We start from the raw sequence: 17466 nt of genomic DNA on the forward strand, positions 1-17466 counted from the left end.
GTGTATTGACAGAAACCCGTGCGCGCACCGATTTGGTAGTAACTGGAACCGGGACATGGCCCACAATATCTTTGGTGGGGCTACCCAAGAGGCGCTTGCAAATGCCCTGCCTTTCCAAACAGTCCCTAGAGGTCTTATCCCCAGGGGCCAAAGAGGAGTCCGCCATGACCGAAGTCGATCGCCTCAGGTATCTGCGCGTTGTGCTTATTCTGGCTGGCGTCTCGTGCCTTGCCCCCTACCCTCTTATGCTGTTCTGGCCGTCCGGTTGGGCCTGGCATAACGGTCATTCGGACTACCCGATGATGATCGTTGGCATTTACGCCACACTCGGCGTGTTCTTGATCCTGGCCGCACGTGATCCAATAGCTAATCTGAGCCTGATTTGGTTCGCCGCCTGGTCTAGCGTCGTACACGGAGCAATCATGGCCGTCCAGGCGCTCACCCAGCCGGGTCAGATGGGGCATTTGGCAGGTGATGTGCCAGCGCTCTTTGTCGTGGCGGGTGCCTTGGCCATCTTGACGCCCCGCTCGCAGGCCGCGAGGCACCGGAGACACAATCAGGCCTGAGAGTAGGTTTGGATCAACCGACTCGGTTCTGCTCCCCACCTGCAAGGAGGGCGAACATGTGCTGTAGGCATGGATCACTCAAGTCCCCCGCCCTTCCTTTGGAATTGACTGTAATCCGGTTCATGTCGTTGCAAGGGCGTGACCTTCGGCACGGCTGTCGTGAACCAAGCCGCCCGCAGGCGTCTTGGCCCTTCGGGCTTCCATCCTCACGCTCATTTGCCTACAACCAGCTGGCGCATTACTCAGCCCTAGACTGAGACTCAAACGGCGACGCAGTTGAAGTGCCACGTCACGCTAATCGCCCCGACTGTCTAGACGCCCCGCTCGCCCCACTGCGCTCGCGTTTTCAATCAGGCACGTCTATGTACAGTCTCAACTGATACAAGCGCTGTATGGACGATCTCTACATTATCAACCTTCAAGCAGTGGTCAGCCGGCGCTGATTCTTCGGCTGATCAGAGTGGCCTGTCAGTCGGTGTTTGCGAACTAGCGGCTACACCTGCCTCATTCGCAAGGAGAGTCAGCTGGGCTGAAGCGCGCTTAAGCTGATCAATAAACTCAGCCGTTTCAGTGTCCATCAACCCCTCTGCGTTTCTCAGGGCAGCCAGACCTGCGGCAGAGGAAGCGAACTCTTCTGCTAACTTTTGAAGCCCTGAAACCATATTCGCCCTAGCGATCTCGACACTCATAGCCTTGCTCCTAAATATGTAAAGTGGGGGGCAATTGCTCCAGCGAACTGTTGAAGTTCTCTGACAGACCAAATCCTAGCTGAGCGTTGAAAATGCGGGCTTGCCCGTTCGTCCTCACGTCCAATTCGCGTGAGCAGGTTGGTCAGCAGGCTCTGGAGACATCCAAAGCTTGTATCCTCGAAATGATGCCGGTGGCTAAACTCCCGCCTTCATCAAGGGAGCTCGGTTGGAGGGCGACATGCGGTTGGAGACCTACGTCTTTTTTCCTCCATCATTCATACTCGCCGCCAAGGTCTTCTGGAGATGAATGATGGGATGGTTTTTCAGAGCTAAGCGCCCAGCATGGGTACAGGACGAGGAGCGGAAATTTATCGAAGCTGCGAACAGTCTCAAGACACTGCACGTTACGCCTGAGGGCGGGATGCGGATTGATCCGGAAGAGCTTCGCGATCAGATCATTGCTGGGCGGGAGCTGTACAAACAATTCGTTAAACGGTAGCCCCGTAGATAGTTTGCGCGCCCCTCACGGGGACGGCCATCGTTAACCAAGCCCGATGGTCTTGGCCCTACGGGCTTTTGTCCTCGCGTCTTTCGCCTTCGGCTGCGCGCTCCGCTTGCCTACGTCGTCAGCACGCAAATTACCCTCACTCGATAGCTTTTACTCCCTCGGTCACTGTGCCCTTGTCCCCAGCTATTTGGGAATCCTGATTCAGTCAGTACCCGATGCCCGGCTTAAACGATGCTTTTCCAGGTGTCGCATTTCAGCCTCCCATTCCTGCAGAAACTTTTCCCAATCAGCTGAGTAGGCTCCTTCCGCAACACGAGTAGATCCTACGCTCGCACGCAGGAAACGTTCACGCCACGGCTGTGGGGTGCTTGAGTCACGAATGATGCGCCGGCCAAGACGGTGGGGTTCAGACTGAACGTTGGCGCGGACGTCCCCAAGACATAGCACCGACAAGTTGTCGAGCCGTTCTCGGGTATCAACGTCGTCAAGTGCATCGATCACGGGAGCGGCACTTGGATCTCCTGGGATTAGGTGAGCGAGCGTCCACAGCGCTTTCCTTCTCAGCGCTTCCCGATCCTTCAAATCATCTTCATTCATCGCGGCTCACTCCAGATCGTGGCATCGTAGATGAGGATAGTGCTGCCGACCTGTGTGAGATTCACCAATGACTGTAAACGACTCATCACCTACCTGGTTATCGACACTTACGGCGCGGGACGTCTGCCAGATCCTACGCGAGGTTTCATTTGGCCGGCTCACAATGAGCAAGGTAGGTAGCCAGGCATGGGATGAGGTTTATGCATGCCACTTCATTGTGGATGTCGAGGGCTGGCGGATCACGCTCTACAACGATTGCGATACGCTGGATTACTGCGAAGAAGCAGTCAGTCCAGATGGGCGGCGCTGGGCGTTTGATCCTGGTGATCGTTTCGGGACTGATCCGGTGGCGCTGCTCAGCACACGGGAGCTTCAAACGTTGGAGACGATGCTGAAAGCGCTCTGATGGGAAAATGTTGTTCTTGGTGTCCCCTGCTGGGGCGGCTGTCGTGAACCAAGCCGCCACGCGTCTTGGCCCTCTGGGCTTCCATCCATTACACCTGCGGCCTTTGGCCTACGCGCTCCGCTTGCCTTTGAAGGATACCAAGGTTGCCAGGTCTGGATGCTCCCATGACGACTCTGAGCGCTGGGCTGATGCCTCGCCGTTGATGCACAATGAATTATTGCGCGTCAGTGCCTCGTGCCTGTCCCGTGCCCCTCATTTGTTCTAACAATTGGTCATGATGAATCAGCCCACCACCGCCTTACCCGAGATCACCGTCGAAGAGTTCAGGCAACGATATCCGCTGCTCTTTTCTGATCCCGCCGTTGACGACATCTACTGTAATCCTGGGTGGAGGGGAATCCTGCTGTCTCTTTGCGATACGCTGCAGGCGTACCTTAAGCGGCACCCCGAGGTCACCCCCGTCACCGTTGCCCAGATCAAATCCAAATTCGGCGAGCTGCATTTTTTCTACGATGGTGGCGACCGGTATTGCGAAGGAGCAGTGGATGTGGCGGTACAGCATTCCCTGAAAACCTGCGAACAGTGCGGGGCTCCTGGCAGGCAAACCAAGGGCCGCTGGATCAGCACCCTGTGCTCTGAGCACGATGGAAGAAATCACCCTTAGTCAGTTGGCCGGTAGCATCCCTTGAAGGCTCAGATACGGCGGAGAGCCTCGCCCTATCTGAACCGAATTGTTCAGGCCAATGATCTAGAATTCTACCGAGTCGATATCACAGGGCGGCTGGTATGACTGCTTGATGAACTTATAGCGCTTCAAACCGTTGAGCAGCTTTGCTCTCAGCTCGACCGATTCGGATATCTCACCATCCGGAGACCAATCGATACGCTTGTTCAGGATGTTCCAGCTTCTTTTGGTCAAAGAGTAGCAGGCGTTGCTCAATGCGATGCATAGAGCTGCAGCTTGGTTGGGGCTCAAAAAGTAGTTAGAGGTTCCGATATTCAGCTCCACGTCCCCTTGATGCCTAGTCTTCACCCAAAAAACGTTGGCCGGGTATTCTGGATCTGCGCCAGCACCATGATACAAAAACGCGTCGCCATGAAATCTGTGGAATCGATTATTTTTATACCCTGTGGTGTCCTCGAACCGATATCTCGTGGCGGTTCCCAGCGGCCGTTGCTCTGGTGCACTGGGACTGACCTTTAAGATTGCTCCGCGATCCCAAGGCATTGGAGGTTGCGGTATGTCTGTTCTAAGAAGAGCCATAGCGAGGCCTTGCGCTACGATGTCTGCCTTTGTAGCAGTCCAAACATACGTCTCGTCATCAATGCACATCTGAATAATATGGCCGTCCGGAGTGGTCACACTCAGATTCTGGGCAATCCCCGACGCGAATCCACAGCTGGCGATTTGGTGAGCTTCACACTGAACATTCTTCCGACCTGCGAGCATTTTCGAGTCCCGTTGATTTGTTTCCTATAACAACGGTTTTAAAATTCAAAAACTTTAGTCCGTAGGATATTTATTTTGCACCTGGCTCAGTTGAGTAGCCTGGATCCCATCAGCACTCGGCACCTAATCCTATACGGATATCCCCAGGTACTCGGCGGTGCGGATCCCGATCTAGAACGGCCGCGCCCTTTGCGGTTAGGAGGATCCACGTTAGGGGCACATGTGCCCCTGAAGCTTTCAGCAGGCAGGCATTGGTAAGCCACCGTAATGTATGGCGTGGCTCTGCGAGCCCGGCTGTCGTGAACCAAGCCGCCATAGCCGTCTTGGCCCTTCGGGCTTCCATCCTGACGCGCTAGTATTTGCTAACAAACTACAGCGCCATTTGCGTTTTTGGCTGAGCAACAAATGGGGTACGGTTACGGAGGATGGATACCCAGATTTTGATTGAAGGACGCTTTCTCGTGACAACCCAATCTTCGCTAGTCGCCGAACGCCTGCACAACCGTAAATTCCGGGTTGCCGGCAACACCCATGGTCTGTCCGGAGCCGGCACCGTTTTTGAGTACCAAGTCGATGGCGCTGCGATCACGAGCACCTACAGAGGCAGAAGGATCCGCACAGGGCACCAGGTGGGTCATGTGACTGGCCCAGACACGTTCGATCTGCTCTTCCATTGCATCACAACCGATGGAGAGATCCTTTCCGGACGCTCTCGCGGTAAGGTCGAGGTCGGTGAGGCGGGTCGCACGACGCTGTCATTTGTTTGGGCCTGGTTGTCCGGTGCCAGCGGCGGTGGTGAATCCAGTTATGTCGAGCTCGACTATAGGTAAGCGAGAGGTTCGCGGCACTGGGCAAGTGATGGCGGATGAATTCAATGACATCCGTCTCCTGCCCCCCTTGTGGGTAGGCACTGGAGCAGTTGAAAGCTTGGCATGGCGCCGGCAGGCTCCTCGAATTGTCCTACTCGGAATCCCGAGTAAACAAGCTGTAAAACCACCTGTGCATTTCGCCAAGGCCGAGCAGATACCAGAATTCCAGGAAGTACATCAGATAGCTTATCCAGACTCCCCACCCTTGGCTTGGAAGGCTAATGTGGGCATAGCCAATCAGCACTGCGCCTGCTATCCACAGACAAAATGCGAGTGCCCATGCTCTCCGTCTATAAACCCAACATTCATTCGTGGTCATCGACGCTCGATCTTAGGGGCTTACTGATTTGGCCACTTCCGGCGCGAATCGTTTCCAGCAGTTGAGCTTCATGGGCTCAGACGTCTGAGCGAGATGGGCCTGCCAAGCGAATACCTCAGTCAATCCGGTCATGGGCCACTTGGAGCCCGCCGATTAGCAGGGTGTCCTGTTTCTGCTGCGACCCAGGCGTGCATGCAATATCCTTGCGCCACGCAATCGACCTAGAAACAGTGAATAGAACGATGGGGTTTGAACACCTAGCTGAGCTACGTGACCGTCTACGGGCTGAAAACGAGCCCCAAAAGGTCGAACGCGCGAAACACCCCAAGCGTAAGTCTCCCCCGCAGGCGAAGCCTCACAGCCAAGATCCAGCCGTAGAAGCAATCTGGTCATTGCAGAAGCATTTTCCATCGGCCTTTCCTGTAAATCATGCCCCCAAGGCTCCGCTCAAAGAAGGCATTCTCAAAGATGCTGAGCAGCACCTGGAGCTACTCGGATTGACCACTGAACAGCTGAAGCTTGGTATCTCGACCTGGTGCCGGGGAACGCGGTACTGGGCCTGCATGTTGGAGGGTGCGCCGCGCTTGGATTTGAGCGGCCAACCAGCCGGCGTCGTAACCGCAACTCAAGCTACGCACGCAAAGCAGCAGGCTTCGCGTCAGCGCGGCCAAGACCGACGACATCGTGCGAAGGCTAAGGCTAGCCATTCGGTGTCGGGGTCTGAGGTTGCCACGGATCCTGGTTACGACTCAACAGAATCGCGGTAGGCACCGTGTCCCCAAGCACGCCTCCGTTGAGCCAGAGAGAGCTTGATGCTCCCGCGAAACGACGCCGATCGTGTCTTCGTTGTTGATAACATCCAAATCGCCCCTCTGAGAATATGGCAAATGATGAAGTTGGTCAGGCTAATCCGCCATGGTGAAAGTGCAGCAAACGCCGGTGCGGCCACTCAGGATCACGCGAGCATTCCTCTCACTGAGCACGGTGTTGATCAGGCACGCCGAGTGGCCCTTTCATACGCTAATGCTCCAGACTTGATCGTCACTTCGCCCTTCTCGCGCGCTCTGGCCACCGCTCAGTTCACGGCGAGCGCATTCCCGTCTGTCCACATAGAGACTTGGCCCATTCAGGAGTTCACGTACCTGGAGCCGGCAAGGTGCGTAAACACTTCAGTGGCTCAGCGGCGGGACTGGGTGCGGGAGTATTGGAACCAGGCCAATCCCACGTTTGTAGACGGTGATGGTGCAGAGTCATTCCTTGAGTTTGTATCGCGGGCACAGGCGTTTCTGGGGCGGCTTGCGGCCCATCCGGCGAAGAACATTGTGGTGTTTTCGCATGGACAGTTCATCAATGCAGTGGCGTGGTTGATCGAGCGACAACCTAAGGAGATCGACAGCCAGGCGATGACTGATTGGCGAGAGTACGAGATCGCTAATCACGTGGAGAATTGTGGTGGGTACCAACTCATGTACGGACAAAGTGATAGTGGTTGGAGGCTTACATCGAGGGATGCTGAGGGCGCGGCTCTGCGAGCACGGCTGTCGTAAACCAAGCCGCCTGACGGCGTCTTGGCCCTGCGGGCAGACATCCTCGCGTCTGCGCGCTCCGCTTGCCTGCACGCACCGACTCACTGGCCTCATACAGTCTGTTCATAAGACCGTGGGCATCTGATCTCGCGTTCTGTACTGAGGTGACGTCAGCTCAGAAATTAGCGAGCGGTGAGCCGTTCCACTGAGAGCTGATCCAAGCGGCTGCAAGGCCACGTATGATCAGATGAACTTGGGCTTCTCATCCAGCTCATCGGTGAGCCCCTGCCACGCCCAACATAGATGGATGAACAGAATGGCGTTAAATGGGTGTGCATTGGGTATTGACGTGCAATTCACGTCCGTAGCGCTGCGCTCAATGGCTAACATGCTCAACTTCAGGACTTATCCACTCAGACTGCTGCCGGCGCCCATCAGACCAACGCATCGACCCAGGAGTTGTCGAACCTGGCATTTTCATTCAATACCTTGGTCAGTCGCTTCCGGCTTTGAACGGTGCATGGCTGAGCGAGACTCGTAGCTCGCTCAGCCGATACCTGCTTCGTTTCACTGAAACCTCTCCGATTCAGTCAGCAGGCACTTCAAACCCCAGACGGGAAGCCATTGCCAAGAGCATCTCCCACTCTTCCTCGCGCACAATGACCCCGTTTTTTCGGTAATCATCTTCCTTATCAACAGCACCAGTCCCAGGGAGCCGAACCTTCGCGAAGCCCTCAGCTGGACGACTGCCTAAAAGTGTTTCGACCATCCGCTCGGCTGCTGAGAGGAACGCGGATGGCTCATGGAAATGCTCGATGGAGATGGCAATGAACGTCTGCGAGTAATGAGCTGGGCGCGCCTCCGATGTTGCTACTGTCTCGTTCTCCCAGGATCGCTCGCCGCTCAACAGACCAGCCAGTAGCTCGACCAATAACACCATGCCGAATCCTTTAGGCCCGGCGGGCAGAAGAGCCCCGGACATCCGCGACTCCCGATGCATGTTGTTGAGGATTACTCGGGACGGGTCATCAGTGTAAACGCCCTCCCGATCAACCACGCTCTTGCCAGCTAACAAGACGCCATCCCGAGCAGCCAGTACCACCGCGCCCATAGAGCAGGCGCTGGTCGCCATATCAAGGACGATGGGATCTTTGCGCCCAGCAGGGACAGCTAGCGCCAGCGGGTTGGTGCAGAAACGTGCATCGCGACCACCCCATGGGGCTACCAAAGATGGCCCGGTACTCATGGAAATACCAATCAACCCTTGCTCCATTGCCTGAATCGCATAATTGGATGCCATCCCGCAGTCACCTGAATTTCGCACCGTCACCAGCCCAATCCCTAGTGCTTTGGCCTTTTGAATAGCCATGGACATTGCGCGAGTGGAGATGATCTGACCAACCCCAGCGTGGCCGTCGACTAATGCCGTAGCTGGAGACTCTTTTACCACCTCAAAATCTTGGCCAAAACGAGTCACGCCGCTGGCGAACAACTCTTCAAGATAAGGAGCCAGCCCGATACCTTGTGTGTTGTGGCCTCGCAGATCGGCGCGCAACAGACAATCGGCGAAAACCTGAGCATCAATATCACCGGCGCCGTAGCTCAGCGCAAATTTCCTATAAATCTGCTGTAACCGCTCAACTCTGATTCGCATTGGAAGCCCCGAAAGACCGTTGGGTATGAGTGAGATCAAATGTGGATCAATCGGGATTTCAGTCTATGCGTTGGCTACCGTACACAGCAAACGTGAACGCCAGATACGCTGCCAGCGTCGAGGTCATCGTGCCTACGTCTGTGGTTGGGTTAACCTCGGTGATCGCCATGGCATCACAATGCGGCGCTAGCAGCTCAATCATCTGCAGTGCTTCATCAGAACTGATGCCACCCGGCTCATGCGCACCAGCACCTGGCGCGTAGCAAGGGTCGATCGCATCAATGTCGAACGATAGATAGATATGATCAGCGCCTTTCACGCGCTCCAAAATACGCTCTACCGTAGCCACAGGGCCCAAACGAAGAGCTTCACGTGCGGAAATGTGAACTAGGCCGTGATCGTGTTTGAACTGTCCCGATGCTGGAAAGTTGAAATGACGCTCACATACCTGAATGCAATCGGCAGCCTCAACCCGCGCCAGTTCAAGGGCGCGGCGCATCCCGCTCGACTGGCTGTAGCGGCCCTGTTTCGGGCTCTCGTCCATTAGATCAAGGTGCGCGTCGAAGTGGATGATACCGATGCGGCCTGGCAATGCGTCGTGCACGCCACGGGCCACAGGGAACAGCAGGCTGTCGTCTCCACCAATGACGATAGGCACACGACCATTGGCGATGCTCTGCTGCACGGCGGCGCTGGTCGCATCGAAAGTCTTCTGAGTGTCGTGGGGCACTACTGCCACGTCACCGCAGTCAGTGAACAGGTTTTCACCAACGTCCATGAAACTGTCTGTTTCCAGGCAGTAGACCCTCCCCTGTTGGATACGCATGTTGATCCACCTTGCCGCCTCGCGCACCTTGGCTGGGGCGAACCGGGAACCAGGCCAGCCGAGGGTGGATTCGCCATCGAAGGGTACGCCCAGCAGATCGAAACCGCGTTTTTCGCTCATCATTGATCACTCTTTCAGAAGGTTGAAATCAGCCACGGCGCGGCTGCAGGTAGGCAGCCCAGCGCCATTCGGCGAAACGGAAAGCCCCAACCAGTACGAAGGTCAGCAGCAGGTAGATAGCCCCCGCGGTGACGTAGGGCTCAAACTGGATGTAGTAATTGAGGGTGATATTGCGCGCGACACCGGTGATTTCCATCAGGGTCACCGTGCTGGCCAAAGACGTGGCATGCAGCATCATGATGGTCTCGTTACCGTACAGCGACAGCGACCTTGTCAGCATCGCCGGCAACAATATCCGCCGTGCTTGTGTCCAGGGCGACATGCCGTAAGCGCGCGCGGCTTCGACTTCACCAGGCGGCAGATGACGCAGGCCACCGGCGAAGATTTCGGTGGTGTACGCTGTCGTGTTGAGCACGAAGGCGATTAGCACGCAGACCAGCGGGCTCGACAGCCACGGCCAGACGAAGCTCGCGCGCAGCAGTTCGAATTGGGCGAGACCGTAGTAGATCAGAAAGAGCTGGATCAACAACGGCGTTCCCCGAAACACCAAGGTGTAAACGCCGATTAGATGACGTAGCCACCAACGTGGTGAGTCTCGCAGTAAGGCAAGGGCAATAGACAGCACGAAAGCAATCAGCAACGCGATAGCCGTCAGCAGCAGCGTGAGCTGCGCACCGTCGAGAAACCGTGCGAAGTTGTCAGCGATGACATCCCAACTCATCGGCTCAACTCCTTTACACCCATGGAATAACGACGTCCGACCCAAACCAGCGCCCCGAGGGACAGCACTGTGATCGCCAAGTAAAAGCTACCCGCCAGCAGGTAGAACGTGAACGGTTTTCCGGTGGCTTCAGCTGCACCTCGCGCGCGGAACATGATGTCCTGCAGACCGAGCAAGGAGACCAATGCGGTCGCCTTTACCAGTACCAGCCAGTTGTTGGTGAAGCCCGGCAGCGCCAGGCGGATCATCTGCGGTAGCACGATGCTGCGAAACGTTCGCACACGCCCCAAGCCATAGGCATAGGCCGCCTCGATCTGGCCGTGAGGAATACCCTGCAGCGCGCCGCGAAAGGTCTCGGTCATGTAGGCCCCGAAAATCAGCCCCAGCGTAGCGCAGCCAGCGGCGAACGGGGTGAACTCCACCGTGTAGCCTGACCCCATCGATTCGAACCATTGATTGAGCAACGCAGGCAGGCTGTAGAACACCAACAGCATGAGCACCAGATCCGGCATGCCACGCACAACAGTGGTGTAGACCTCCACCATGAAACGCAACACGCGACTGCCGGAGCGTTTGCACAGAGCCCCGAGCAACCCCAGCACGACCGCCAGCGCCAGCGAGATGAAGGCCAGTTGCAGGCTGATCCAACCTGCGCCGAGAACGGTTGAGATGTAGTCGCTCAGCATCGCACTTACTCTTTAGCGCCGAAATATTTGGCGTCGAGCTTGTCGAGCTGGCCGCTGTCACGTACAGCTTTCAGCCCCTCATTGATGCGTTCGAGCAAAGCTGTGTTTGATTTGTTGATGGCAATCGCCACCCCTTCGCCGAATTCTGGCGCGTCCTTGCCGGTCAGACGAGGGCCGACCAATTCGAAGTTCTTGCCTTCGTCTTTGCGTAGGAAGCTGTATAGAATCTGCGCTTCGTAGCTAAGATGGACATCGGCACGGCCGGCCGCCAATTCCAGATAAGGCTCGCTGCCGCCGGCGTAGCGCTTGATGGTGCTTCCGGGGAAGTTCTTGGTGACGTACGCATCCATGGGCGTACCGGTCTGCACAGCAATAGTCTTGCCTTTCAGGCCTTCCGGGGTGATGTTCAGATTCGTGCCTTTGCGTGCAACGAAACGAAAGGTCGGCAACTCATAAACTTCGCTGAACGCCATGACCTTGCGGCGTGCCTCGGTTACTGTCAGTTGAGAAATCAGCGCGTCATATTTCTTGCTGATCAGGCCAGGGATCATGCCTTCCCAGGCGGCACCGACGATGTTGCAATCCAGCTTGGCTTCTTTGCAGACAGCCTCTGCCAGTTCGATGTCATAACCCACAAGCTTGCCGCTGGCATCGACTGATTCAAATGGCGGAAATGTCGCGTCGGTAGCAATGGTGATGGTGTCACCCGCGACGGCGCTGCCCGAGAGCACCAGAGCCATGGCGGAGAACAACAATTTGTACTTAGAAGTCATGTGCATTTCCTGTCAAGTCGTGTGTTGGGGCAGAGTCAATACGCGTGGTGCTGGTCTTGTTATGGCTGCAAGCATGCCGCTACGACCGAGTTAAAACCGGTCGTTAGGGACGCGATTGGCAGCGCATTCGGTTGTTACTTGAATCGGTTACAGCGGAATCGGTCGCGTTGTCGGCTCACTGGATAACTTGATACTGGTCAGCTCCGGGTGGCTCACCAGCTTGTCGATATGCAGGCCGGCGTCGTTAAGCCAATGCTCGGTCACCTGCAGGTAATGATTCATGTCCCTGCAATGCATGCGCAGGGTGTAATCGAAGGCGCCGCTGACCAAATGACATTCAGTGACCTGAGCGCACTCACGGACGCATGTCTCAAATGCGCGCTGAGCAGCTCGCCCACTTTGATTGGAAAGCGCGACCATCACCCGCAAAGAAAGGCCTGGCGAAACCAGCTGTTCGTCGACGACCGCGCTGTAACCTCTGATGAATCCGCGCTGTTCCAATTTGCGTACACGCTCCAGACAAGGACGTGGCGTGAGGTGTACGCGTTCAGAGAGTTTCTGATAGCTAATCCGACCATCGCGACGGAGTACGTCGAGGATCGCAAGATCGATACGATCAAGACTTGCAGCCGAGCCGTTGGACGTCGTGCTCATGAGGCTCACTCGCTTACTTCAGGCGGCCAGAGAGGAACTGCTGCAAACGCTCACTCTGCGGACGATCAAACAACTCCCCCGGATGGCCCTGCTCCTCAATCAAGCCCTGGTGCAGAAACAGGGCCTGGGTCGAAAGATTGCGAGCGAAGCCCATTTCGTGCGTGACGACCACCATGGTTCTGCCCTCTTCGGCTAATGCCTGCATGACCTTAAGCACCTCTCCAACGAGCTCGGGATCCAGTGCCGAGGTGGGCTCATCAAACAGCATTACTTCGGGCTCCATGCACAGCGCACGGGCGATGGCGACCCGTTGTTGCTGCCCACCAGAAAGATGAGCCGGATATTGCCCGAAGGACTTAGGCAGCAGTCCGACTTTGGCCAGATTCGCCTCACCCAGCTCCCGTGCCTCGGATCGAGTCAAGCCCCGGACATGCATTGGCGCCTCCATGACGTTTTCGAGAACCGTCATGTGAGACCACAAGCAAAAGTTCTGGAACACCATCGACAGTTGGGCACGGATCCTCTGCAACTGACGCGGATCACTGGCCATCAGCTCGCCGGTACGGCGGTCAATGGTGGTCGCAAGCAATTCATTGCCAACGCGGATCTCGCCTTTGTGTGGCCGCTCCAGCAGGTTGATACAGCGCAGAAAAGTGCTTTTGCCCGAACCGCTGGAGCCAATGATGCTCACCACGTCGCCTGCCTTGGCATTGAGGCTGATGCCTTTGATAACTTCATGGGCGCCGTAGCGCTTGTGCAGGTCAGTGACGATTAGCTTGTCCATCATGATCTCGAATTAAAATAAACTTGAAATCCAACCATTCAGAAAGGCGGAGGCACGATTACCCACAAAGCGGTGCAGGTCTCGTCCTCTGAAGGGTTTCGCCACGAGTGAGGAATGGTGGGTGGGAAAGTCAAAGTGTCCCCAGCCTTCAACAGATAAACATCCCCGCCTACGCGCATTTCCATCTGTCCGGTTTGGACGTGAACCATGTCGGTGTCGGCTTTGATGGTGAAGGTCTCATCCCCTGAACCACCGCCTGGCTCGATGATTGAATAGAGCGCCATCATGTGTTCGTTGCCAGCGCCACCGATGAGGTATTCGCGCATCTTCTCGCCGCCCAGACTGATCGGCGTACCCTCCCCTGCTGGAACAAAGGCAGTAGAGGGCGGCGAGAACAACTCGGCGGGTTTGATCCCGATGGCGTCGCAGACTCGTAGCAAGGTCGCGACTGACGCCTGTACGACGTCCCGCTCAAACCGGCTGATGAACGACTTACTCACTCCGACTCGCTGAGCCACATCCTCGATCAACAAACCTTTAGCCTGCCGAGCCGCGCGCAGACGGCTCCCAACGTTGAAGCCTTCAATGCCGATGGAGGGCGTATCAATCGCACGGTTTTGGGCCTTCGGGGGTTTTGACATAATGGTCGCCAGTTACCTGATAAGTACTTTTTAGTTACTTAGCAATTAGCAGGCCACTTTTAAAATCATGCCTAAAAACGTGAATTTCCGAGCTGCTCAAGCTGAAACAGGTTGCCAAATAGGTAACTGAAATTCACGCCAGTGAACCTATAGTCAATTTATGGCGTTACTTTCCGCACCGCGCTTGGGCACTCTTCAATCCGCGTGCACCACGATCAAACCTGCGCGCTGTCCGATTGCGACCCTTGGGTTTGGAAAAAGAAGGTAGGCCCGGTCATGTTCGACATACCACCGCTGCGAGCCGTCCACCGCGATGAGCGCGCCCGGTGCCAGTGGCTTGAAGTTCTCCACTTCATCGTCGAGATGGAAATGAAAGCTGTCGCTGAGCTTGATCAGACTGTTTGCAACCTGCATTCGCGGTGGTAACGCAAGGTCAGGATTCACGACCACCTCACGACCTTCACTTAACGCCGTGATTGCTTGCTCAAACGCAACAGTGTCCAAGCCGACGTTTTCGCCGAATGGACGTGCCTTCCCAAGCTCCAGAGTGAAACTCTCCACGTTAGGGATCAGGGAAGTGAAGGCAGAGAACGTATGACCTGGACGGTCATGACTGAGCACCGCCTGTATCCCGGCTTCTGCCAATTGCAGGTATTCAGAATTCGGCAGAGTGTGATCAGGCCGCCAGGGGTAAAGTGCGAACTTTTCAAATCGTGAGTTGCGGATCGCGGTATGTAAGTCGTAATGCAGGCCAGCAGTGGCCCCCTCGAAGAAGGAGCTCGCCAATCGCTCCAGTAGAGCAGCTCGCCGCCCCTCGAAACCGAAACCGAGTAGATGCGCACCATTGAACAGGCGGTTCATGTCCCGCTCGATATATCGGGTGCCCGCACGGAGCGCAGCGGGATTACCCAGAATCAACATCAGTGACTGACGCGGGACAATTTCGCCAGCTACGATCCTCCGAAGCCAACGATCCAGTATCTCCACAGGCGCCGTTTCATTGCCATGTACGCCGGCTGAGATCAATAAATGTCGAGTCCCGAGTATCGGCGGATCAATCCGCAGCACACCTTCAGCCACCCACTGCAGCACTACACCGTTACGAAGTTCCTGGCTGGAGACCCCAGGCAGATCGTTCGCCATTGTCATCGGCAACAGCTCTCCCAGGCTCACAACTGCACCCCGGGGGCCAATACCGCTGGCAGTGTCAGCTGATCAGCCGCGAGTGAGGCAACTGGCCAAGCACAATAATCTGCGGCGTACCACGCACTCGGACGATGGTTGCCGGATGCACCCACACCACCAAACGGGGCGCTGCTGGAGGCACCGGTCAGCGGCTTGTTCCAATTCACGATGCCCGCCTGGCTCAACAAACTGAAGCGCTCGAATGACGCTCGTGAGTCCGAAATCAGCCCCGCAGCTAGACCAAACCGCGTGTTGTTGGCTTCCTTGATCGCACTGTCCAGGTCGCTATACCGAATGACCTGCAACAACGGCCCGAAGAACTCCTCGTCCGGTCGCTCGGCAAGATTTGTGACGTCGATGATCCCAGGCGTCAGCAATGCCGATTGCTCATCGGGTTGCGTCATAGGCAACAACACCTTGGCATCCAGGTCACGCAACCTCAGTTGCACCCGGAGCAACTGCTGGGCTGCCGATAACGAAACCACAGTTCCAATGAACGGCGCCGGTTGCTCGTCGAAGGCGCCAATGCGTGCGTTCCGGGCCACCTCAACCAATCGCCGTAAAAGGCGATCACCCCAATCACCATGTGGTACCAACAAGCGTCGAGCACACGTACAACGCTGGCCGGCGGAAATGAATGCGGACTGGATGATGGTGTACACCGCAGCTTCTAGATCGGCTACCGGCTCGACTATCAACGGGTTATTCCCGCCCATCTCAAGCGCCAGCAGACATTCCGGACGGCCCGCAAACTGTCGATGTAAGGCTGCCCCCGTAACACTTGAACCGGTGAAGAACAGGCCATCGATGTTTTGATTAGCGAGAGCGATACCGGTCTCACGTCCGCCCTGTAGGAGATTCAGAACGCCCTTTGGCAGCCCGGCCTCTATCCAGCAGTGCATCGTGAGTTCAGCAACCCGGGGCGTAAGCTCACTGGGTTTGAAAACTACGGTGTTGCCAGCCAGTAGGGCCGGAACGATATGGCCGTTAGGCAAATGACCAGGAAAATTGTAGGGGCCAAAAACAGCGATCACCCCATGAGGCCGGTGACGCAGCGCGGCGCTTCCATCGTTCATCTCAGTATGGCGCTCACCTGCTCGCTCGGCTTGGCTCCGGATCGATATCTCGACCTTGGCGACCATGCTCGCAACTTCGGTGCGTGCTTCCCAAAGCGGCTTCCCAGTTTCCTCACCGATGGCGATGGCAAGCGACTCAGCGTTGCGTTCCAGCACTTGGGCGAACTGCCGGACATACGCGGCGCGCTCAAGATTCGCCAAGTAAGCCCAGGCTTCAAAGGCCTCACGAGCGGCAGCGACACTCTGATTTGCCTGGGACTCGTCCGCTTCGTGCCCCTGCCACAACGATGCCTGATCCAGCGGATTCAAAGAGCTGAAGAACCGGCCTTGGCCCAGGTGCCATTCGCCATTGATGTAATGCGTAGTCATGACATGTCTCCTCTCAGATGGGCGTGTGATGAAGACACACTCAACGGCACGGCACGCACTTGTGCGCCGGCATTGAGTCTCAGGCGCCTTGCAGTGGTCAAGCTGACCACCAAGCTGCCCGCCGCGACACGCGCCGGGGCGCAGGTAATCCTGCAATCAGCCAAACTGCGATTGAAGATCAAATAGTCCTCGCCATTATCTGGAGTGCCTACCGAGAGCACCAAAATCCGGCTATCCCGAACGGAGCGAATCTGAGCGGTTTCGCATTCGATCACAGCACCGCCATCAAAAATATCGACGTATCCGCGATGGCTGAAGCCTTCCCCCTGTAACAGACGTAAAGCGGCTTCAGTGTGACAATGCACTTTGCCTATCACATCCCGCGCAGCCTCAGGGAGCAGAGGCGTGTATAACGGGAAGCGAGGCATTAGCTCTGCAATGAACGCTTTGTTGCCAATGCCGGTCAGGTAGTCAGCTTTCGCGAACGGCATCTTGAAAAAATGTCGGCCCAACCCCTCCCAAAAAGGCGAGCGGCCCTCCTCATTTGATACACCTCGCATCTCGGCAATGATCCGCTCACTGAACAGATGCGCGAACTCGGCGAGGAACAGAAACCTTGATTTCGACAGTAACTTGCCATTAGTGCCAACACGCTTGTCTGCGCGCAAGAACAGCGAGCACACCTCTGACAGACCGCACAGGTCGTTCACCAGAAAAAGCGTGGGAATTGGCCGGTAGATGCCAAGTTTTGGGGAAGCGCTGAGGGTCATACCGACCCGATAGTTGTACCAGGGCTCACGCAGCCCTACGGCGCCGGCGAGACCGGTAATACCCAACACCTGGTCATCATCGTCCACCATGACAAACAGGTAGTCTGCATCGGCACGCTCCACCGCTGCGGCGAACGTTTTTTCCGCCCAGCCGACGCGATGTGCCAGGCGCTCCAGATCAGCGGGCAAGGTGGTCAATCCGGAACCGGCACTACGCGCCAGCTCCAGCAGTGACGGCAGGTCATCTTGACGAACCGGACGTACAATCATGCTGTTC

The 17466-nt window shown here is 56.4% G+C and carries 20 protein-coding genes; 6 read left to right on the forward strand and 14 right to left on the reverse strand.

Features of this window, described 5'->3' with window-relative positions:
* Positions 1-164: 164 nt before the first annotated feature.
* Complete coding sequence (locus tag D3M70_RS16235) at positions 165-566, forward strand: DUF6632 domain-containing protein (protein ID WP_120126848.1); 402 nt, start codon at positions 165-167, stop codon at positions 564-566.
* A 455-nt stretch (positions 567-1021) separates the two neighbouring features.
* On the opposite strand, the gene D3M70_RS16240 is transcribed toward D3M70_RS16235, so the two are convergent.
* Both D3M70_RS16240 and D3M70_RS16250 read right to left on the reverse strand, forming a co-directional pair.
* Positions 1022-1255 (reverse strand): hypothetical protein, encoded by a 234-nt coding sequence (locus D3M70_RS16240; protein ID WP_120126726.1) that lies wholly within the window; start codon positions 1253-1255, stop codon positions 1022-1024.
* A gap of 709 nt (positions 1256-1964) precedes the next feature.
* Positions 1965-2360 carry a hypothetical protein gene (locus D3M70_RS16250; protein ID WP_120126728.1) on the reverse strand — a complete coding sequence of 132 codons (396 nt, stop codon included), beginning with the start codon at positions 2358-2360 and terminating at the stop codon, positions 1965-1967.
* Between the two features lie 163 nt (positions 2361-2523).
* Between D3M70_RS16250 and D3M70_RS16255 the strand changes: the two genes are divergently transcribed.
* Together D3M70_RS16255 and D3M70_RS31730 are read left to right on the forward strand one after the other, a co-directional pair.
* The gene (locus D3M70_RS16255) at positions 2524-2766 is read left to right on the forward strand and encodes a hypothetical protein (RefSeq protein ID WP_305955088.1); all 243 of its coding nucleotides are present in this window, start codon (positions 2524-2526) and stop codon (positions 2764-2766) included.
* 274 nt (positions 2767-3040) lie between these two features.
* Positions 3041-3430, forward strand: a complete 390-nt coding sequence (locus tag D3M70_RS31730) for a hypothetical protein (protein ID WP_133306480.1) — start codon at positions 3041-3043, stop codon at positions 3428-3430.
* Positions 3431-3514: 84 nt separating this feature from the next.
* Here the strand turns inward: D3M70_RS31730 and D3M70_RS16265 are convergent, their stop codons facing one another.
* The gene (locus tag D3M70_RS16265; RefSeq protein ID WP_133306481.1) at positions 3515-4129 is read right to left on the reverse strand and encodes a hypothetical protein; all 615 of its coding nucleotides are present in this window, start codon (positions 4127-4129) and stop codon (positions 3515-3517) included.
* A gap of 512 nt (positions 4130-4641) precedes the next feature.
* Between D3M70_RS16265 and D3M70_RS16270 the strand changes: the two genes are divergently transcribed.
* From D3M70_RS16270 to D3M70_RS16280, 3 genes are all read left to right on the forward strand, one after another.
* The gene (locus D3M70_RS16270; protein ID WP_375232978.1) at positions 4642-5046 is read left to right on the forward strand and encodes a hypothetical protein; all 405 of its coding nucleotides are present in this window, start codon (positions 4642-4644) and stop codon (positions 5044-5046) included.
* Positions 5047-5646: 600 nt separating this feature from the next.
* Positions 5647-6171 (forward strand): ProQ/FinO family protein, encoded by a 525-nt coding sequence (locus tag D3M70_RS16275; RefSeq protein ID WP_120126732.1) that lies wholly within the window; start codon positions 5647-5649, stop codon positions 6169-6171.
* Between the two features lie 123 nt (positions 6172-6294).
* On the forward strand, positions 6295-6951 hold the full coding sequence (locus tag D3M70_RS16280) for a histidine phosphatase family protein (RefSeq protein ID WP_120126850.1): 657 nt from the start codon (positions 6295-6297) through the stop codon (positions 6949-6951).
* Between the two features lie 565 nt (positions 6952-7516).
* Here D3M70_RS16280 and D3M70_RS16285 read toward each other — a convergent pair.
* From D3M70_RS16285 to astA, 11 genes are all read right to left on the reverse strand, one after another.
* Positions 7517-8584 (reverse strand): Ldh family oxidoreductase, encoded by a 1068-nt coding sequence (locus D3M70_RS16285; RefSeq protein WP_133306482.1) that lies wholly within the window; start codon positions 8582-8584, stop codon positions 7517-7519.
* 58 nt (positions 8585-8642) lie between these two features.
* The gene (locus tag D3M70_RS16290) at positions 8643-9533 is read right to left on the reverse strand and encodes an arginase family protein (RefSeq protein ID WP_218568426.1); all 891 of its coding nucleotides are present in this window, start codon (positions 9531-9533) and stop codon (positions 8643-8645) included.
* 25 nt (positions 9534-9558) lie between these two features.
* Positions 9559-10251: an ABC transporter permease gene (locus tag D3M70_RS16295; protein ID WP_120126734.1), complete on the reverse strand. Its 693-nt coding sequence runs from the start codon at positions 10249-10251 to the stop codon at positions 9559-9561.
* Positions 10248-10937, reverse strand: a complete 690-nt coding sequence (locus D3M70_RS16300) for an ABC transporter permease (protein ID WP_120126735.1) — start codon at positions 10935-10937, stop codon at positions 10248-10250. The genes D3M70_RS16295 and D3M70_RS16300 overlap by 4 nt, the downstream gene beginning before the upstream one ends.
* A gap of 5 nt (positions 10938-10942) precedes the next feature.
* Positions 10943-11710 carry a transporter substrate-binding domain-containing protein gene (locus tag D3M70_RS16305; protein WP_120126736.1) on the reverse strand — a complete coding sequence of 256 codons (768 nt, stop codon included), beginning with the start codon at positions 11708-11710 and terminating at the stop codon, positions 10943-10945.
* Positions 11711-11857: 147 nt separating this feature from the next.
* Positions 11858-12364, reverse strand: coding sequence for an Lrp/AsnC family transcriptional regulator (locus D3M70_RS16310; protein ID WP_120126737.1), 507 nt, complete (start codon positions 12362-12364; stop codon positions 11858-11860).
* A 13-nt stretch (positions 12365-12377) separates the two neighbouring features.
* On the reverse strand, positions 12378-13148 hold the full coding sequence (locus D3M70_RS16315; protein WP_120126738.1) for an ABC transporter ATP-binding protein: 771 nt from the start codon (positions 13146-13148) through the stop codon (positions 12378-12380).
* Between the two features lie 38 nt (positions 13149-13186).
* Positions 13187-13789, reverse strand: coding sequence for a helix-turn-helix domain-containing protein (locus D3M70_RS16320; protein WP_120126739.1), 603 nt, complete (start codon positions 13787-13789; stop codon positions 13187-13189).
* 195 nt (positions 13790-13984) lie between these two features.
* On the reverse strand, positions 13985-14962 hold the full coding sequence (astE, locus tag D3M70_RS16325) for a succinylglutamate desuccinylase (RefSeq protein WP_133306483.1): 978 nt from the start codon (positions 14960-14962) through the stop codon (positions 13985-13987).
* The gene (gene astD / locus D3M70_RS16330) at positions 14959-16419 is read right to left on the reverse strand and encodes a succinylglutamate-semialdehyde dehydrogenase (RefSeq protein ID WP_120126741.1); all 1461 of its coding nucleotides are present in this window, start codon (positions 16417-16419) and stop codon (positions 14959-14961) included. Before astD ends, astE begins: the two co-directional genes overlap by 4 nt.
* A complete protein-coding gene (gene astA, locus D3M70_RS16335) occupies positions 16416-17459 on the reverse strand; it encodes an arginine N-succinyltransferase (protein WP_120126742.1) in 1044 nt (347 codons plus the stop codon). Before astA ends, astD begins: the two co-directional genes overlap by 4 nt.
* Positions 17460-17466 lie beyond the last annotated feature (7 nt).

It is taken from the genome of Pseudomonas sp. LS-2 (genome assembly GCF_003605735.1).
GTDB lineage: Bacteria > Pseudomonadota > Gammaproteobacteria > Pseudomonadales > Pseudomonadaceae > Aquipseudomonas.

Coding starts and splice junctions, on each gene's coding strand:
- D3M70_RS16305 (WP_120126736.1), bottom strand. CDS start 11,710: ATGACTTCTAAGTACAAATTGTTGTTCTCCGCCATGGCTCTGGTGCTC.
- D3M70_RS31730 (WP_133306480.1), top strand. CDS start 3,041: ATGATGAATCAGCCCACCACCGCCTTACCCGAGATCACCGTCGAAGAG.
- D3M70_RS16275 (WP_120126732.1), top strand. CDS start 5,647: ATGGGGTTTGAACACCTAGCTGAGCTACGTGACCGTCTACGGGCTGAA.
- D3M70_RS16255 (WP_305955088.1), top strand. CDS start 2,524: ATGAGCAAGGTAGGTAGCCAGGCATGGGATGAGGTTTATGCATGCCAC.
- D3M70_RS16240 (WP_120126726.1), bottom strand. CDS start 1,255: ATGAGTGTCGAGATCGCTAGGGCGAATATGGTTTCAGGGCTTCAAAAG.
- D3M70_RS16295 (WP_120126734.1), bottom strand. CDS start 10,251: ATGAGTTGGGATGTCATCGCTGACAACTTCGCACGGTTTCTCGACGGT.
- D3M70_RS16280 (WP_120126850.1), top strand. CDS start 6,295: ATGAAGTTGGTCAGGCTAATCCGCCATGGTGAAAGTGCAGCAAACGCC.
- D3M70_RS16285 (WP_133306482.1), bottom strand. CDS start 8,584: ATGCGAATCAGAGTTGAGCGGTTACAGCAGATTTATAGGAAATTTGCG.
- astA (WP_120126742.1), bottom strand. CDS start 17,459: ATGATTGTACGTCCGGTTCGTCAAGATGACCTGCCGTCACTGCTGGAG.
- D3M70_RS16290 (WP_218568426.1), bottom strand. CDS start 9,533: ATGATGAGCGAAAAACGCGGTTTCGATCTGCTGGGCGTACCCTTCGAT.
- D3M70_RS16270 (WP_375232978.1), top strand. CDS start 4,642: ATGGATACCCAGATTTTGATTGAAGGACGCTTTCTCGTGACAACCCAA.
- D3M70_RS16310 (WP_120126737.1), bottom strand. CDS start 12,364: ATGAGCACGACGTCCAACGGCTCGGCTGCAAGTCTTGATCGTATCGAT.
- D3M70_RS16315 (WP_120126738.1), bottom strand. CDS start 13,148: ATGGACAAGCTAATCGTCACTGACCTGCACAAGCGCTACGGCGCCCAT.
- D3M70_RS16235 (WP_120126848.1), top strand. CDS start 165: ATGACCGAAGTCGATCGCCTCAGGTATCTGCGCGTTGTGCTTATTCTG.
- D3M70_RS16320 (WP_120126739.1), bottom strand. CDS start 13,789: ATGTCAAAACCCCCGAAGGCCCAAAACCGTGCGATTGATACGCCCTCC.
- D3M70_RS16300 (WP_120126735.1), bottom strand. CDS start 10,937: ATGCTGAGCGACTACATCTCAACCGTTCTCGGCGCAGGTTGGATCAGC.
- astD (WP_120126741.1), bottom strand. CDS start 16,419: ATGACTACGCATTACATCAATGGCGAATGGCACCTGGGCCAAGGCCGG.
- D3M70_RS16250 (WP_120126728.1), bottom strand. CDS start 2,360: ATGAATGAAGATGATTTGAAGGATCGGGAAGCGCTGAGAAGGAAAGCG.